General features: G+C 38.1%; 19 protein-coding genes and 1 tRNA gene. 14 read left to right on the top strand and 6 right to left on the bottom strand.

What is annotated here, in order from left to right:
• The first annotated feature begins 3 nt into the window (after positions 1 to 3).
• The 7 genes from mbhE (at position 4) to QXL17_00975 (ending at position 4,898) form a co-directional block, all read left to right on the top strand.
• The gene (gene mbhE, locus QXL17_01005) at positions 4 to 279 is read left to right on the top strand and encodes a hydrogen gas-evolving membrane-bound hydrogenase subunit E (protein MEM4257714.1); all 276 of its coding nucleotides are present in this window, start codon (positions 4 to 6) and stop codon (positions 277 to 279) included.
• Entirely contained in the window at positions 272 to 748 is a 477-nt protein-coding gene (locus QXL17_01000; GenBank protein ID MEM4257713.1) for an MnhB domain-containing protein, read from the top strand. Before mbhE ends, QXL17_01000 begins: the two co-directional genes overlap by 8 nt.
• Positions 745 to 1,110 (top strand): sodium:proton antiporter, encoded by a 366-nt coding sequence (locus QXL17_00995; GenBank protein ID MEM4257712.1) that lies wholly within the window; start codon positions 745 to 747, stop codon positions 1,108 to 1,110. Before QXL17_01000 ends, QXL17_00995 begins: the two co-directional genes overlap by 4 nt.
• The gene (locus tag QXL17_00990; GenBank protein MEM4257711.1) at positions 1,107 to 2,690 is read left to right on the top strand and encodes a proton-conducting transporter membrane subunit; all 1,584 of its coding nucleotides are present in this window, start codon (positions 1,107 to 1,109) and stop codon (positions 2,688 to 2,690) included. Before QXL17_00995 ends, QXL17_00990 begins: the two co-directional genes overlap by 4 nt.
• A 3-nt stretch (positions 2,691 to 2,693) precedes the next feature.
• The gene (locus QXL17_00985) at positions 2,694 to 3,050 is read left to right on the top strand and encodes a hydrogenase (protein MEM4257710.1); all 357 of its coding nucleotides are present in this window, start codon (positions 2,694 to 2,696) and stop codon (positions 3,048 to 3,050) included.
• A complete protein-coding gene (locus QXL17_00980; protein ID MEM4257709.1) occupies positions 3,051 to 4,109 on the top strand; it encodes a complex I subunit 1 family protein in 1,059 nt (352 codons plus the stop codon).
• A 111-nt stretch (positions 4,110 to 4,220) separates the two neighbouring features.
• Positions 4,221 to 4,898, top strand: coding sequence for a small multi-drug export protein (locus QXL17_00975; GenBank protein ID MEM4257708.1), 678 nt, complete (start codon positions 4,221 to 4,223; stop codon positions 4,896 to 4,898).
• 35 nt (positions 4,899 to 4,933) lie between these two features.
• On the opposite strand, the gene infB is transcribed toward QXL17_00975, so the two are convergent.
• The 5 genes from infB to QXL17_00950 all read right to left on the bottom strand — a co-directional run bounded on the left by infB (position 4,934) and on the right by QXL17_00950 (position 9,775).
• Positions 4,934 to 6,700: a translation initiation factor IF-2 gene (infB, locus tag QXL17_00970; GenBank protein MEM4257707.1), complete on the bottom strand. Its 1,767-nt coding sequence runs from the start codon at positions 6,698 to 6,700 to the stop codon at positions 4,934 to 4,936.
• Between the two features lie 136 nt (positions 6,701 to 6,836).
• Positions 6,837 to 7,403 (bottom strand): 6-phospho-3-hexuloisomerase, encoded by a 567-nt coding sequence (gene hxlB, locus QXL17_00965; GenBank protein ID MEM4257706.1) that lies wholly within the window; start codon positions 7,401 to 7,403, stop codon positions 6,837 to 6,839.
• The gene (locus QXL17_00960) at positions 7,400 to 8,272 is read right to left on the bottom strand and encodes a TIM barrel protein (protein MEM4257705.1); all 873 of its coding nucleotides are present in this window, start codon (positions 8,270 to 8,272) and stop codon (positions 7,400 to 7,402) included. Before QXL17_00960 ends, hxlB begins: the two co-directional genes overlap by 4 nt.
• Positions 8,273 to 8,313: 41 nt before the next feature.
• A complete protein-coding gene (locus QXL17_00955) occupies positions 8,314 to 8,568 on the bottom strand; it encodes a UPF0147 family protein (GenBank protein MEM4257704.1) in 255 nt (84 codons plus the stop codon).
• A gap of 91 nt (positions 8,569 to 8,659) precedes the next feature.
• Positions 8,660 to 9,775 carry a hypothetical protein gene (locus QXL17_00950; GenBank protein MEM4257703.1) on the bottom strand — a complete coding sequence of 372 codons (1,116 nt, stop codon included), beginning with the start codon at positions 9,773 to 9,775 and terminating at the stop codon, positions 8,660 to 8,662.
• Between the two features lie 156 nt (positions 9,776 to 9,931).
• Here QXL17_00950 and QXL17_00945 point away from each other — a divergent pair.
• Positions 9,932 to 10,004: transfer RNA gene (locus QXL17_00945), tRNA-Gly, on the top strand.
• 256 nt (positions 10,005 to 10,260) lie between these two features.
• The gene (locus tag QXL17_00940) at positions 10,261 to 10,596 is read left to right on the top strand and encodes an archaellum operon transcriptional activator EarA family protein (protein ID MEM4257702.1); all 336 of its coding nucleotides are present in this window, start codon (positions 10,261 to 10,263) and stop codon (positions 10,594 to 10,596) included.
• Positions 10,597 to 10,878: 282 nt separating this feature from the next.
• On the opposite strand, the gene QXL17_00935 is transcribed toward QXL17_00940, so the two are convergent.
• Positions 10,879 to 11,850 (bottom strand): GTPase, encoded by a 972-nt coding sequence (locus tag QXL17_00935; protein MEM4257701.1) that lies wholly within the window; start codon positions 11,848 to 11,850, stop codon positions 10,879 to 10,881.
• A 52-nt stretch (positions 11,851 to 11,902) separates the two neighbouring features.
• Here QXL17_00935 and QXL17_00930 point away from each other — a divergent pair, with 52 nt between their 5' ends.
• Genes QXL17_00930 through QXL17_00910 form a run of 5 tightly spaced genes read left to right on the top strand, consistent with a single transcriptional unit; the run spans position 11,903 to position 16,757 of the window.
• On the top strand, positions 11,903 to 12,130 hold the full coding sequence (locus QXL17_00930) for a hypothetical protein (protein ID MEM4257700.1): 228 nt from the start codon (positions 11,903 to 11,905) through the stop codon (positions 12,128 to 12,130).
• A 30-nt stretch (positions 12,131 to 12,160) separates the two neighbouring features.
• A complete protein-coding gene (locus QXL17_00925) occupies positions 12,161 to 12,838 on the top strand; it encodes a DUF120 domain-containing protein (GenBank protein MEM4257699.1) in 678 nt (225 codons plus the stop codon).
• Positions 12,835 to 14,553, top strand: a complete 1,719-nt coding sequence (gene polX / locus QXL17_00920) for a DNA polymerase/3'-5' exonuclease PolX (GenBank protein MEM4257698.1) — start codon at positions 12,835 to 12,837, stop codon at positions 14,551 to 14,553. Before QXL17_00925 ends, polX begins: the two co-directional genes overlap by 4 nt.
• Before the next feature lie 10 nt (positions 14,554 to 14,563).
• Entirely contained in the window at positions 14,564 to 16,603 is a 2,040-nt protein-coding gene (ligA, locus tag QXL17_00915; GenBank protein MEM4257697.1) for an NAD-dependent DNA ligase LigA, read from the top strand.
• Positions 16,563 to 16,757 carry a hypothetical protein gene (locus QXL17_00910; protein ID MEM4257696.1) on the top strand — a complete coding sequence of 65 codons (195 nt, stop codon included), beginning with the start codon at positions 16,563 to 16,565 and terminating at the stop codon, positions 16,755 to 16,757. Before ligA ends, QXL17_00910 begins: the two co-directional genes overlap by 41 nt.
• The last annotated feature ends 268 nt before the right edge of the window (positions 16,758 to 17,025 follow it).

Below are 17,025 nucleotides of genomic sequence, written 5' to 3'. Positions count from 1 at the left end.
AGTATGGAAAAAAGAATCATTGCTGCATCATGTACACTTGCGGTGATTACTGTTTTTCTTGTTGTTGGTACACTCATCATCCATCCTTTTGGGGAGCCGAATGAAACATCAATGGATGATTATATGATTCAAAATACACAACAACAAACTGGGACAAATAACGGTGTAACTGCTATTGTATTCGACTACCGAGGATTTGATACCTTAGGTGAAGCAACTATTCTTTTCACCGCTGTTGCTGCAGTCATCATGTTATTCAGGAGGAGAAAACATGAGTGAAATGTCAAAAATCGTGAAAACTGTTTCAAACGTATTATTTCCTCTGATCATGATATTTGGGTTATATGTGATTGCGCATGGTCATCTCACCCCGGGAGGTGGTTTCCAAGGTGGTGCTATCGTCGCTTCGGGATGTGCATTGCTGCTGGTCGCCTATGGATCAACCTGGGTGTTTAAACACATCAGTGAAAAAAAATTATCCCTGTTTGAAAGCCTCGGTGCGTTCGGTTTTATTCTCGTTGCATTTCTTGGTCTTGGCGTTGGCGGTATGTTTTTTAATAATTTTATAGTTGGAACAGATAGTCTTTTTGGAACTATCCCCCCATATCAAGATACTGCTGCTGATTTCAATACCGGTGGTGTACTTCCCCTGATGAACTTCGCGGTCGGTGTCAAAGTCATTGCAGGATTATTCATTATCATTCTTATCATGGCGTTTGTCAGTAATAGTAAGAGGTGGAAGCAATGATGATGAATTTTCCTTTTATTGCAGTTGTTATTATCATTATCATCGGTTTATATGCAGTAATATTTCGGAAAAATCTCATCAAAATTGTCATTGGAATTACAATTATTGAAAGCGGTGTTAACCTGTTCCTCATAACACTTGGGTATCGAGAAGGAGGTGTTGCCCCGATTTACACCAGCGCACCTTCAGAGGTTATCCGCAACGTCCCATCAAGCATGGTGTTTCCTGTTCCTCAGGCACTTACCCTAACCAGTATTGTTATCGGAGTTGCTGTGCTTGCACTGATGCTGTCGTTGGTGATGCACATCTATAAACAGTATGGTTCACTTGATGTTTCAAAAATACGGAGGTTAAAAGAATGAACTGGTTCGACAACCTCCTTGTTCATTCACCTGCACTGGTCGTTGCAACACCGCTCCTTGCTGCGTTTCTCACCCCGCTTGTCAGCAGAATTGGAGACAAAGCTCGAAATATATTCGTTGTTGTTATGATAGTAGTTACCAGTGTTGTTTTTGGAATTCTTGGTTTTGACGTGCTCGTCCATGGACCACGCATCTATATTTTCGGTGATTCAAACCTAGTACTTCCGGTAGTACGTATCCTTTTTGAAGTTGACGCATTCAGCATACTTTTTGCGTCAATTGCGTTGCTCCTTGCATTTGTTGGCAGTATCTATTCGCTCAGTTTTATGAAAAATCAAGACGGACTTGATAAATATTACACGCTGCTTTTATTACTGCTGACTAGTATTCTTGGCATGGTTCTGACCGGCGATTTGTTTAATTTCTTTGTATTTCTTGAAATATCTTGTATCGCATCATGTGCTCTGATTGCATTCTGGGTGCACCGTGCTGAAGTGTTTGAAGCAGCATTCAAATACATTGTTGTGAGTTCGATTGCCGCATTGTTTGTTTTATTTGCAATAGGTCTTTTATATGCGCAGTATAATGCATTAAATATTGCAACCTTAGCAAACCTCCTGCAGTATACATATCTTGATAAAATTACCTTGGTGTTGTTCCTCGGCGCGCTTGCATTAAAAGCAGGGCTTGCTCCGTTGCATCTCTGGCTTCCTGATTCCTACGGAGAGGCACCTCCTTCAATTACCATCGTCATTATGGGAGCAACCATGGCAAGTGTCTATGGTGTTTTACGAATTTGTTTTACTCTGTATGGTAGTGTTTTTACAACCATTACACCGCAGACATCGATTATCGTAGGCTGGTTTATCATTGCACTTGCTGTAATAACAATAATTCTTGGGATCTTCATGGCATTGCGTCAACGTGATCTTATGCGGCTGATTGCTTTTGCTGCTGTTGGAGAAATCGGATACATTTTCATCGGCGTTGGGGTACGCCTTGCATCAGCAACCATCGATACAGCAAACAACATAAGTTATCCAGCATATAGTGTTGTTGCTTTACAAGGGAGTATCTTTCATATATTCAATGATATCCTTGATATTGGTCTGCTCTTTTTAGTTGCAGGTGCAATTTACTATGTTACCAAAAAAAGAACGTTAGATGACCTGCAGGGTCTTGCCCATCATATGAAATTTTCAACGGTGTTTTTTATAATTGGATTATTTGCAGTTTCTGGAATGCCTCCCTTCAACGGATTTGACTCAAAACTCATGTTGTATGAATCAACATTTCAACTGAATCCTATCCTTGCGATTATTGAGATCCTCTTCAGTATTTTATTGCTGGCAGTGTTCGTCAAAGTTTTTTATGCAGTGTTCATGGGACCAAAACCGCAGACCCATGAGGTCCTCAGAGAAGTACCAAAAAGCATGCTTGTTGCCATGGGTTTCTTTGCAGGACTGATTATTTTCATTGGTGTATTCCCTGAGTTTTTTTTAGAGACGATCATTCAACCAGCAGCACATGCACTCCTCAATCATACACAATATATCACCACTGTTTTAGGAGGGATGTAAACAATGAACCTTGTAGAATCACTCCTTGAAAAATTTTCCACCGGAAGCGGTTTTTGGCATCCGATTCTTTGGATTCTCGCATTTGTTTTTATCTTCCTGTTGATCTATGTTCTTCGAATGTTTGGGAGAAAAGACTACAAAAAAAATACTGATCAAGAACAACCTTTTCTCTCAGGAAACATTGAGTATTCCTCAGATCAAACCCATGTGACTGCGAGTAATCTCTACTGGGGTTTTATCCATAGCATGCGTTCAGTCTATACAGTTGTAACAAAAATACATACTGGTGATGCTCGTGATTACGTCATCTGGTTTACCATAATCCTTGCGGTTCTTTTTGTTATTCTTGAGGTGATCTAAATGAATGCAGTGCAATCGATAGAATTCGCTGCACGTCTCATTATTAGTGCCTTGCTCATCGGTGGTTTTGGCATCATATTTGGTTTACTGTACAAAGGTATTGACCGGAAACTCTCTGCCCGCATGCAAGGAAGGATCGGCCCACCCCTACGCCAACCATTTAGAGATGTTAGAAAACTGTTTGTCAAAGAAAACATAGTTCCAAATGATGCAATCCCTTGGCTGTTTCACCTCGCGCCACTTGCAGGTCTGGTTGCAACTATTACCATATTGTTATATATCCCGATTGGAGGTTTTCCTGCGGTTCTTTCGACAACCGGTGATCTCATCCTCATCCTATATCTACTCATTCTTCCGTCGCTTGCCATGGTGATCGGCGGTTTCTCCTCTGGTTCACCCTACGCTGTTGTTGGTGCACAACGTGAAATGGCAACAATGATCGCTTACGAGTTTCCCCTTGCAATCATCATAATTGGATTTGCGTGGAACCTTCGAACAATGACCACGCCGTTTGCACTGACGACAATCACAACAAATCCAATCTGGAACACGGTTGGACCAATTGGCTTTATCGGTTGTATCATCATGCTCGTCACCCTCGTTATTGTCACACCTGCTGAGCTGTCAAAAATACCTTTTGATGCATCTGAAGCAGAAACTGAAATTGCTGGTGGGCTCCTCGCTGAATACTCAGGTCGAAACCTCGGTTTATTCTATCTTACTGATGGAGTAAAAACTATGGTTATGGCATCTCTTATCGTTGCCCTATTTTTCCCCTATAACCTCACTCAACTTGAGATCTTTCACAGTATTACTGGGACAATCCCTGGATACCTCCTTGATTTTCTTTTTTATCTGGTAAAAATCCTGCTGGTAGTTCTCTTTTCAGTAACGCTGATCCGAGTAGCAATTGCTCGATTAAAAATTGATCAAATCGTTTCCACCTACTGGGTATGGTTCACTCTCCTGAGTTTAATTGGTTTAATCTTAGTGATGTGGGATCAAAACATCCTGCAATGGTTTGGATTAAAACCACTTATTCAATATTTCATTACATAAAAATAACCTACAAATAAGTTTCTTCAGACAAAAAAAACAAGAGACATTTTCGAGCGTTGCTGCTGACCAACAACTCTACACCATAAAAACAAAAGAGCGCAGGATTGAAAAATGAACGACGCAGAAAAAAAGAAAACTCTGAAACCAAACAACCAAAAAAGATATACTCTTTCAGAATCAGGAAAAAAACACATCATTCAATATAGTTTTTTTAGTATCCTTGTTGGAATTGGAGCATTAGTTTTTATTCTTATTTTCAACCAATTGCCTCCTCATCAACAAACATGGTATTCAGCATTATCGCTTGCATACTTCATACCGCCCGCTGGAAAAGAAACAGTGATACCACTTGGATTAAGCCAAGGCATCCCAGCACATTACTGGGCGGTAACACTCTGGGTATTTGATCTTCTTGTCAGTATCATCATCATTACAAACTGGTGGATCATAGAACTTCTCATCAAACATATCCCTGCGTTTCCATTCATTGGAATTCGACGACGCAAACCTCACCTCTACAAAACACATATTTCACTGAAAAAGTGGTATGATCAACTCCATCAAAAAACCGAGGCAATCAAAGCACGAAGATATGGTACGCTTCTCCCACTTGCTTTACTTATTTTTATGTTTATACCATTCCAGGGAACTGGTGCCATGTCAACAACAATCATTGGGACCGGATTGGGATTTCCCAGTAAACAAACCTTTACTATTGTCGCAATCGGTTCATTACTCACAATTCTCTTTATGATCCTGCTCTACACAGGAGTGATACAGCTCATTTAAAAAAATATCTATAACCAAAGATACTCAGAAAAAAATTACATACCCCAAAATTTATTTTCTTTCCTCTTGATATCAATGATTTTTTGTAAAACATCTTTCTCATCACTAGTCAACACTTCGAGCTCCTTGAGTTTTTTTGCATCAACCTCAGGGATATCAGTAAAAAGAATGTCACCGCCTTTTATTTGCCGTCCAATAGTGACCCCATCAATTGAAATTGCAACCTCCTGACCTTGCAACGCTTCTTGAACTGGTTTATTGTCCGATTGTATTCCTTTAATCGAACCGATGATTTTTCCATCATCTTTCATCAGCCGCATGTCAACCTTGATTCGACCAGCGAGAACACGAACCCCAAAAATCGCAGGATGGCTCAATCGAAAAACATATTCCGGGAGAAACTTAATCATTCCGGGATGAACATAATCCTGTCTGCGTGCCTTGTCGATTTCAGCTTTTTTCTTCTCAAGCCATATCTCGTAATTCTCAATAATTGTATAGATTACATCAGATTCAAGAATAGTTACATCAGTATGTCCAATTTCCTCCTTTGCCTCGGGAAGAATCTTGACATTAAAACAAAAAATCACCCGTTCCAGCGGATCTGTGAGCGAAGCAACCTCGACAATATCTCGTTTTGATACATTCCCGATTTCTGCTTTTCGGATGAAAATCCCTTTCTCCTGAGATTCCTTAACAATAGCTTCAAGTGAACCAATCGCATCAGCTTTGACAAGAATACCCTGCTTATCCAACGTAATATTTACAGCAGTCTGACTTTTTATTTCATCGATCAACTCCTGCAGATTATCGCGAACAACACGAAGTGGAGCACCAGGAATAACCGTATCAAGATGAGGCGCAGAAATTTTAATACCACAAGCAGCATGAACCTCTTTTACACTATCAAAACGTTCACGAGGATCACGGATTTCATCAAGTGGTTTTGGTTTCAACAACGCTTTAATCTTTGTTACTTTTGGCTCAGTCGATGTACCAACAACAATAGTATCATCTTTTGTAATCCGACCACTGTAAATAATCGCATCAATCGTTGTTCCAAGACCAACATCTTCTTTGACTTCAAGAACTGTTCCCTTGCCTGCGCCGCTCTCATCGGTAGTAAGATCTGCTTCTAAAAAACGCTGAGCAAGACCAACGAGGATCATGAGTAACTCTGGAATTCCCTCACCGGTTTTAGCAGAAACAGGAATGATCGGGATTGTTTTTCGAAAATCAGTCACATTAAAATATAAATCTGATTTAAACCCTTTATCGTACATTGTTCCAATGAGTTCATACAGCTTTTCATCAAATAATGATTTTGTCGGCACCCGTTGATTTTCCAGACGAGATTTCGCATCGCCCTCTAACGTTTGCCAACCTGAAAGCGCATCAATCTTATTTGCTGCAATAATAAACGGAGTTTTGTATTGACGAAGTATACTTATCGATTCATGGGTTTGTGGTCTGAATCCCTCCTGAATATCGATGACAAGAACGGCAATATCTGCAAGAGATCCTCCTCGAGATCGCAGAGTAGTAAATGCATGATGACCTGGAGTATCAATAAACAACAAACCCGGAACAATAAACTTCTTATTACTTAACAAACTACCACAGACGTTATATATCGCATCAATAGGAACTTCGGTGGCACCGATATGCTGGGTGATTGCACCAGCCTCACGAGCTGCAACTGTTGAGCCACGGATATAATCAAGTAAACTTGTCTTGCCATGATCGACATGACCAAGAACACTGACTATCGGTTGTCGGGTGTACGTTGAAACGGAACTCATTGTAAGATGCCTCTTTTGAAAAGCGGTAGACAAAATTCATTATAAAAATATATTGGAAGCTTGCAATCACACGACATATCATGCAAGAGATATTCATTTTCTCAAAAAATATATTTGGGACAATAGCATTATTGTTTCATGGAAGTTCTAGAGTAGCATGTCGAGAACGCATAGTTTCCTCGGTTTCTCTCTTTTTATGCATCAATTCAGAGATAATGCCATCAAGTAAAATCCATGCACTCGCTTCGAATAAGGTTCCTAACGGGGCAAAATTCTTTCGTTCATGATCATTACATTCAGTTGACAAAATAAGAGAAATATCGGCAAATTTGGTGATACGTGAGCTTTGATTTCCCGTAAAAACAACAAGTTTTGCACCAATATTTTTCGTTATTTCTGCGGTCATCACTGCAGGGATTGTCTCTCCAGATCCTGAAATAATACAAACCAGATCACCTTTTTTTACCGGTGCACCGATTGTTTCGCCAATCACAAAGGTTTGAAAACCAAGATGAACTAAACGAATAGCAAAAGCTTTTGCAACTAAACCGGAACGCCCAGCACCGTAAACAAAAATTCGTTTTGCTTTGAAAAATAAACAGATAACTGAATCAATCTCATGTTGTGAAATTTTTTCAAGTATATGTTGAATTTTCTTTTCAATAAATCTGACCGATTCATGAAATACGGCATCCTGATTCATACAACTTCAGAGAGATCCTTATAATACGCTTGTTCTTTCCCAGTTCGTTTCATGATCGCTTTTTCAACCTGAAGACGAATATACACAGCATCATGTTCAAGCAATGGAGATTCAGAAATTAAGGTAACATTATAATTATGATCTAAAATTACATCAACTAACGGTGCGATCGGCATATCTCCTTTTTTTATTGGAATATGATAAAATTCGTTACCATTTTCATGTAAAACTCCTGTAATGTGAATGATATAATGACGTAATCTGAGTGGTTTTAATTTTGTAAAAATTTGTTCAAAATCCTCTTTTTCTTTTAAACATCCATTACCACGAGCATGAATATGGCCGAGATCAATGATTGGAATAACTTCTTTAACATTTTTACAAACTTCAATAACTTCATCAAGAGAACCGAAGACTTTTTGCTTCCCCATAGTTTCTAAACCAAGACGAACTTTCATTTTCTTTTTCTTAAACATTCCTACGATTTTCTTCGAATTTTTTATGATTGTTTTTAACGTCTTTTTTGGGTTTTCATCTCCATAAAAACCAGGATGAATAATAACAGTTTTTGCACCTATTTTTTCAGCCATCTCAGCGGCTTTCATGATTTTTTCAAAACTCATTTCAAGCTCTTCGTCATCGCCAGCAAGATTAATGTAATACGGTGCATGTACATGCACTTCAATATCGTTTTCTTTTGCATAGTCTTTAATAAATTGTGCCTCTTCATCAGACATAACATATAGTCCACGGACAAATTGAATTTCGATAGCATTTAGATCAAGGCTTTTATGCGTATAAACAATACCATCTTTATTTGTCCTGCCTTTACATGAGAGAGGTATACCGGCTTGGCCAATACGAATCATATCATCCAACTCTTCTTATTCTACAGTCAATGGTAAAAAAATTATGCTAATTCCTCTAATCGACTCATGATATTCCAAATAAGTGTACGGCCATGGAGAGGGATATTTGGATCATTTGCCAACTCATCAAGTCGAGAGGTCGCAGTAGCTACACGGAGATCAATGGGCGGTCCTTTCTGCAGTAAAATTTGTTTAACTTCTTCTGCACCCCGCCGAATATTCCTTGGGATTGAGTTATCTTCACTAATCATAGTAAGTCCATCACAGATTTGATCTATTTTCGTATCAGTTGACATCGAAATCACCCAATCGCAAGAGGGGGATAATCAATAAGTATCATAAAAATATTTGGTATCTGGAGAAAAGATACCAAAAGAACCTATATACCTATCGAAATCGTAAAAACTCAGCGATCTCAATTGAATCAACAGGTTCGGTTATTCCTTGTACTGTTATAAACCCAGTACATTTGACATGATATCTCCAGTAATTAAGAACAGCGAGAATACGGTCATGGTGAACTGATAAAACCTCGATATCAATTTTCATATCAACATCGCTGGTATGAACCACCAATGAAAAGCTATGTGGCAATAACAAACCACTGTCAAAAGAATAGTTACGCGCAGCAAAATCAATATCTGGGGATGGTATATTGAGATACCCACCACATTGTGTATTTATAACAAGAATTGGCTGACGGATAAATCGTGTTGACAGAATCGTTGACCATGTCACCGCATATTTTTTACTCGAGATTTTTCCCCAAAACCAGCCAAAATTCAGCCCTGCACTAGCGGTTACCTCCCAATTATGATCATGATACCCACGACCAGACACGGGAATACTTTGATCGTGAAGTGTTAGTGAACCGGTTACCGCTGCCTGAGGAAGAATAACACCCCACCAATCTCCACCAGGGAGTTGCCCTTTCCATCCCTTTGTTAATCCTATAAAACGAAGATCCGCAGAAGCTTGAGAAAATGAAAAACACACATCGAAAATCAATGTATCTGTTTTTTCATCGATATATCCTTGTATTATTTTCTTTCCATCGAGATATATGAGTGGTTGAGAGGATGAAGCAATGAACATATCAAATAAATAGCATTCTTGATTGTGAGATAGAAGAATCCCATGTTTATAGATATCTAGACGAGAATAAACAATACCCAGATCAAAAGCGTTAACAACACGGATACTCATCTGGGCACTATACCCATTTTCAAATATTGCATCAAAATACCACCACTCAATAAAATGAAGCATATCTGACCTATGGAAACCATCATCAGACAATGTTATATCAGTAGGATTAAAACCATAGTCAGTACTTGTTTTAGAAACAACCTTCGGTATCATTTTGGGTACTATTTTTTGTTGCAGCAAAGAATTTTTTTGAAAATCAATTCTTAACTGGAGAGGATGCGCTTGTACTGTAGAGAATTGAAGAAACGATGAAAAAAATATCAATATGATGATAAAAGTTGAAATCGCTCTCATACGCGTACTCAAAAATATATTGAAAAATCTAATATTTATATCTTTCTCAGAATAAACTACAAAAATATATTCTAAAAAATAAAAACTATCGAAGTTCAATTTAAATAGTAATGCTTTTTAAGGACCTGCAGGTTCTGGTCTTACACATACTTTAAAGCGGGTGTAGTGTAGTCTGGTATCACTTAAGCTTGCCAAGCTTAAAACTCGGGTTCAAATCCCGGCGCCCGCATTTCTCTATCAGAACATTGTTCATCTGTAATTACAAATTTTTCTTAGTTTGAATAATACGTAAGTTGATATGCGTATAAGCCAGACATGAATACTCCTACACAACTATTGAAACATATGAATCATTATAGAATTACTATGTGCTTATGCAGCTAATGGTGCATGAAAATATCCAATAACGTATGTAGCTAGTTATTCCCTGTAGAATAGTATATAAAACAGTAGTACATTTGCTTTTTGAAAGGATCGTGGATGGGATGCTTGGAGACAATCATACAGCTGATTCGCTCGAATTAAAACGACCTCTCGCAATTCGAGCATTACGCAGGAGCAATATCCGAAAAAAAATCGCTGAATATCTTTTAGAGATAAATCCTAACTATAGCTACACCTCAGAAATAGCATACCATGTTGGTGCTTCTCCATCAAATGTTATCGGTGCATTACGGGGAATGGGTACACGGTACAAAGAAGAAGAATCACTTTTAAATCTTGATTTGATCCAAGAAAAAACTGGCGGAAAAAATATTCGCCTATATGGTATCACTGAGTTTGGTAAAGAAATTATGCAAACAATCAAAACCCGCCGATAAAAACTTTTTATTCTTTTTTAATAGGGATCTTTCCCGGATAAATCTTTTTTCTGAAAAAAATATATGCGTTTTTGAAAAAATTAAGATAACAAAAAATATCTGTAGTGTCGTTGTATTATTTTCAGAATAATAGGAAGGGAAGAATAGAGGGGGGAAAAGAGGGGGTTATTCGAAAAAGGGAATAAGTTGTTTTCTTCTCTTCCTAATATACAGAATAAGATATGCTTTTAAGAGCATTTTTCGCACATAATATTATACATATATATGCAGGTAGACATCCGGTTATACTTGTTCTAATACTTTAAAGATATTTGTCTTTAAAACTTCAATTCCTTGATTAGTCTTACAGGAAATTCGGAGCACACCAGGAAGAGTACTTGTTGTTCGAAGATCAGACTTATTTTCAATGAGAAGTAGTGGAACATCATGAAACATTTTTTGAATTCGATCGAGTAATTTTTTTTGATCATCCAGAGAATACCCGCAGGTATCTGTTGGATCGATTATAAAAATGATCATGTCTGCAAGATGACTAAGCGCGGCAATCGCCTGCTTTTCAATTGGATTCTTCTGATTCATCGGGCGATCAAGAAGACCTGGTGTATCAATGATTTGATACGTTTTCTTTTGATAACGTACAATATGATCAAGATGACCTACATGGATTTCCTGCGTGGTAAAAGGATACTGAGCGATTTTCGGGGTCGCCTTTGACAATCGACGTAACAATGATGATTTACCAACATTTGGATACCCTGCAATAACAATCGTCGGAACATCCAACAGTTCAGGAAAATCTTTTATAATTTTTTGTGCGCCTGCAACAAAGAGAAGATGCAAATCTATTTGTTTTACAACTGAAGAGATTCGTCCATAGATCTCTTTTTGTTTTTGTTTTAAGAAGAATAGATCATTTGTTCTTTTCAAAGAACCCTGCTGCTGAGAATAGATTTGAGCAACGGTGCGACTCGCCCAACTTATCGCGCCAAGAGACTTTTTTAGTTTATCGGTATTAATCCGAATATGAATGAGTTCTTGATAAAATGGATGAAGACGATCGATAGACGGAAAATTCTTCACATAACTATCTAACTGTGACGCAATCATCTGAACAAAAGAATCAGTGCGGGCGATGATCTCCTTTTTGATTTTATACTTTCGAATTGGATCAGCAACAACAATTTTTTTTGTTTTCCGAATTGCCTGATCTAGCAGTTGCTCTGCAGATAGAATTGTTGGAATATTTCGAAACATACCTTTGAAAAGCTTTATGTGATACCAATAAATTAAGATATTGGTTATACCTATGGATGAAGGATTTATACTTTCAAATAAACATCGACGTGCAATATTCTATGAAATTGCCTCTGGAGAAAAAAATATCAATCGTATCATCAAAAAACAGCGCATAATTCGATCTGTTGCAGAGAAAATTATTTCTGATTTTATCAATGCAGGGATCCTTGAACAGAAGGGAAATACCATTTGGTTTACCACCGAAGGAGAAAAACTAGCAGAAAAAATGGGAAAATAACAAAAAAAAATATTTTATTGGAGGAAAGCTATGAAACCATACCTACTTCAAACGCTAAAAGAACTCGGATTGCTTGGAGCTATGCGAAATCGTGTCGAGATCTCTTCACAAGAACTAGCAGCACGATTAGACGCAAGCCAACAAACAGCATCACGATATCTTCTTGAATTAGAAAAAGTAGGAATGATCTCGCGCGAGTTTGGGATTAAAAAACAATTGATACAAATCACCCAAGCCGGTGCCGATATCTTAGCTGATGAGTATGCATTGTATAAACAAATATTTGATCTACCAAATAAGATTGTATTCAAAGGTAAAGTTGTATCTGGTCTTGGTGAAGGAAAATATTACACAGAACAAAAAGGATATGCAGTTCAGTTCCAAAACAAACTTCAGTTTTTGCCCTATCCTGGAACACTCAATGTTGAAATTGATTCTGTCGAGCGTAATAAACTTCGGTTGTTAAAAAACTGCAAAGGTATTACTATTGATGAGTTTAAAACAGAAAACAGAACCTTTGGTGGGGGTATATGTTTTCATGCAATGATCAACGATATACCAGGAGCAATCATTCTACCGAAAAGAAGTCATTATTCAAATATTCTTGAACTCATCTCTAAGGATAACCTTCGCGAGAAATTACGATTACTCGATGGAGATGACGTTACCGTAATCATATTTCTTGAAGGATGCGAAGAAAAACTATGAAGAACCAGATGGTCGCGGAAACACTGTATACAATTGCAAATCTTCTTGATATCAAAGGTGAAAATTTTTTTAAAATTCGAGCATACAGAATTGCTGCACAAACTATCGAAGGGCTCGATGAAAATATCGAAAAGATCGCCGAAGAAAAACGACTGACAAACATCCCTGGAGTCGGCGAAGCATTGGCAAAAAAAATACTCGAACTTCTCACAACAGGAAATATTCGATATCTTGAGAAATTAAAAAAAGAAATACCTGAAGGACTCCTTGAATTGTTAGAGATCCCTGGTCTTGGTCCTAAGAAAGTTGCAGCACTCTATACAAAACTTGGAATTACAACCATTGCTGATTTAAAGAAAGCGTGTGAACATGGAACACTAAGACACTTAGAGGGGTTTGGTGAAATCACCGAACGAAATATACTGCGAGGTATCAGCTTGAGAGAACAAACAACCGGCCGAGTACTGCTCAATGTTGCCTATGTTGATGGCATGGAATATCTCGACTATCTCAAGCGAAATACAAAAATCGATGCAGTCAGTCTTGCAGGAAGCGTCCGCCGAATGAAGGAAACTATCGGTGACCTTGATATTCTGGTAAGCTCAAAACATCCTGAACAGATCATGGAGTATTTCATCCAGTTTCCCCGAGTCAAGAAAGTACTGATGAAAGGTGTAACCAAAACAAGCGTGCAATTAGATGATCTGCTGCAGGTTGATATCCGGGTTGTACCCGATAAGAGTTATGGTGCTGCTCTCCAGTATTTTACCGGATCAAAAGAACATAATGTTGCTGTTCGAAGTCTTGCAAGTAGGAAAGGCTACAAACTTAGTGAGTATGGACTGTTTACCAAAAAAAATCAAAAGTATGTTGCTGGAAAAAACGAGCAGGATATTTATCAGAAGCTCGAATTGTCATATATTGAGCCAGAGCTTCGTGAAAATCGCGGTGAAGTTGATGCGGCTAAAAAACACCAATTACCTGTTCTTGTACGGTATGATGACATGCAAGGTGATTTTCATGTTCATTCAAGGTGGAGTGATGGATTTGATGATCTGACGACACTCGCACAATACGCTCAGACGAAAGGGTATCAATTTTTAGGAAGTACAGATCATTCCCAGTCGTTGAAAATAGCAAACGGTCTATCTGAAGAAAAACTCAAAAAAAAATTGTCAGAAATACGAAAACTAAATGAGACTTTTTCAGATTTTATGATTCTTTACGGTACCGAATGCGATATACTTCCTGATGGAACTTTGGATTATTCAAAAAAGATCCTCTCTGAATTTGATTTTGTGTATATCGGTATCCATTCCCGCTTTAAAATGACAAAAAAAGAAATGACCCAACGGATCATCTCTGGAATGGAAACAGGATTTGCTGATTTTCTTGCCCATCCAACAGGAAGAATGATTGGGAAACGAGAACCTTTCGAAGTTGACGTTGAAAAAATATTTGACACCGCAAAAAGAACAGATATGTTCTTAGAAATCAATGCATTTCCTGATCGACTTGATCTTAATGATGTACATATCAAGCAAGCAAGAGAATATGGAATTCGATTCGTGATTGGCACAGATGCACATGCAGTTAACCATCTCGATTTCATGCAATTTGGAGTAGCTCAAGCACGCCGTGGTTGGCTTGAAAAAAAAGATATTCTCAATGCCTATTCATTCAAAAAAATAAAAAAAATACTTGAGATACCATGAACGAAAAGCTATGAAAAAAAACGATATAAAAAAACAAATCGAAAAACTTCGAGAAGAAATCAACTATCATAACTATAAATATTATGTGGAAAACAATCCAGTTATTTCTGATTACGAGTTTGATGTATTACTAAAAAAATTAGAAAAACTAGAACAAGAACATCCAGAATTTATTACTCCAGATTCACCGACACAACGCGTTGGAGGAGAACCACTCAAAGGGTTTTCGTCAGTTACGCATACTATTCCTATGATATCACTCGATAATGCGTATAGCTACGACGAGCTCAGAGAGTTTGATCAACGAGTTAAAAAGATTGTCCCAACTGTTGAATATATCGCTGAACCAAAAATCGACGGACTGAGCGTTGCATTACACTACAAAAACAAAATGTTTGTTCAAGGTGCAACACGAGGTGATGGAAAACAGGGAGACGATATTACCTTAAATCTCAAAACTATCAAAAGTATTCCACTTCGACTTCAAGGAGATGTTCTGGTCGATGTTGAAGTTCGCGGTGAAGTATATATGCCGCTTGATGGTTTTATCCGAATGAATAAAGAGTTAGAAAAAAGAGGTGAACCCCTATTTGCAAACCCTCGAAATGCAGCAGCTGGATCACTTCGCCAACTTGACCCGCGGATTGTTGCCAAAAGACCTCTTGATAATTTTATGTATTATCTTGTCTCAGCAAACTGCCCTGTTGATACTCAAGAACACGCATTACAACTCTTAAAAGAGGCAGGATTTCGCGTCAATCCGCTAGTTGAAAAAGTTCAAACGATCGACGAAGCAATACGATACTGTCAGGATCTCGAAAAAAAACGAGATACTCTCAATTATGAAATTGATGGCGTGGTTCTAAAAGTAAATTCATTTGCCCATCAACAAGTACTCGGTGAAACAATAAAACATCCACGATGGGCCATTGCGTTTAAATTCTCAGCAAAACAAGCAACAACAAAACTTCTTGACATAGCAATTCAAGTTGGACGCACCGGTACACTCACTCCAGTTGCAATTCTTGAGCCAGTAAGCGTCGGCGGCGTTGTAGTTTCACGAGCAACGCTCCATAATTTCGATGAGTTGAAACGAAAAGATATCAGAATCGGGGATACCGTCCTTGTTGAACGGAGTGGTGATGTAATCCCAAAAGTTGTGAAAAGCATCCCTGAAAAACGTACTGGCTCTGAAAAACGTCGTGGGGTCCCTAAGACATGCCCTGTATGCGGATCTCCTGTTGTTCACTCAGAAGACGAAGTCGCAGTCCGATGTCCAAATAAAATGTGTCCTGCTCGTTTGAAATGGCGAATTAAATATTATGCATCTCGAGATGCGATGGACATTGAACATCTCGGAGAATCAACGATAGATAAACTTATCGAAAAGGGACTTGTCGATTCAATTGCCGATCTGTACCGTTTGACAAAAGAAGATATCATGAAACTTGACGGATTTAAAGATAAAGCAGCACAAAATCTCCTCGATTCAATTGAACGAAGTAAAACACAAAGTTTATCGAGATTGATTTACGGTCTTGGAATTCGCCATGTTGGTAAATACGCTGCACAAATACTTGCAAATACGTATCATTCTCTCGATGCATTTGCACAAGCAACCAAAGAAGAACTCAGTTCGATATTTGGCATTGGTGAGAAAACAGCTGAAGCAATCATCACCTTTTTTGCAAATGATGAAAATCAGGAACTCATCCGTAAGCTGAAAGAATTCGGTATTCAAACGAAAGAAGAACGATCTGCTACCAACCTGCCGTTGCAGGGAAAACGGTTTGTCTTTACCGGTGGCCTGATGTCGCTATCTCGGTCTCAAGCCTCAGAAGCGGTAAAACAGCTTGGCGGCATTGTTGTTTCATCAGTTGGAAAAGATGTCGATTATGTTGTTGTTGGTTCAGATCCAGGATCAAAATATGACAAGGCAAAAAAACTGAGGATTACCATTTTAAATGAAGATGAGTTTACAGAACTTATTCAGAGAAAGGTGAAGAGTCATGGAATGCAAAAAAGAGGAAAACAGAGCACGTTACTGTAACTGTTCATATCCCTGTGAAAAAAAAGGAATGTGCTGTATCTGCCTTGCGTATCATAGGAGCCGATATGAACTCCCTGCATGTTATTTTACTGATACTGCTGAACGAACCTACGATCGAAGCATCAACAATTTTCTTCGTTCATCCAGGAAATAATCGTTAGCTCATTTTTTAAAAATGCAACATCTGCAGTCACGCATTTCAACTTACAACAAACGATAGTAAAAAATTGGTTTTTGAAACAAGTATTCTCTACGAAGCCGTTAAATCGTCATGGAGAAAAACCAAAATAAAAAAATAAATGGTACGTAACAAGTGTTTTTTATTAGGAAAAAATCTCAAATTCCATTAAAAACAAAGATATATTTTTTTCATAAGATATTTAAATATACAGCAGATATGTAAATCTTGCTAAAGTTTATCA

The sequence above is a fragment of the Candidatus Thermoplasmatota archaeon genome, assembly GCA_038884455.1.
Classification (GTDB): domain Archaea; phylum Thermoplasmatota; class E2; order DHVEG-1; family DHVEG-1; genus JAWABU01.
This window is presented reverse-complemented; position numbering and strand designations above follow the sequence as displayed.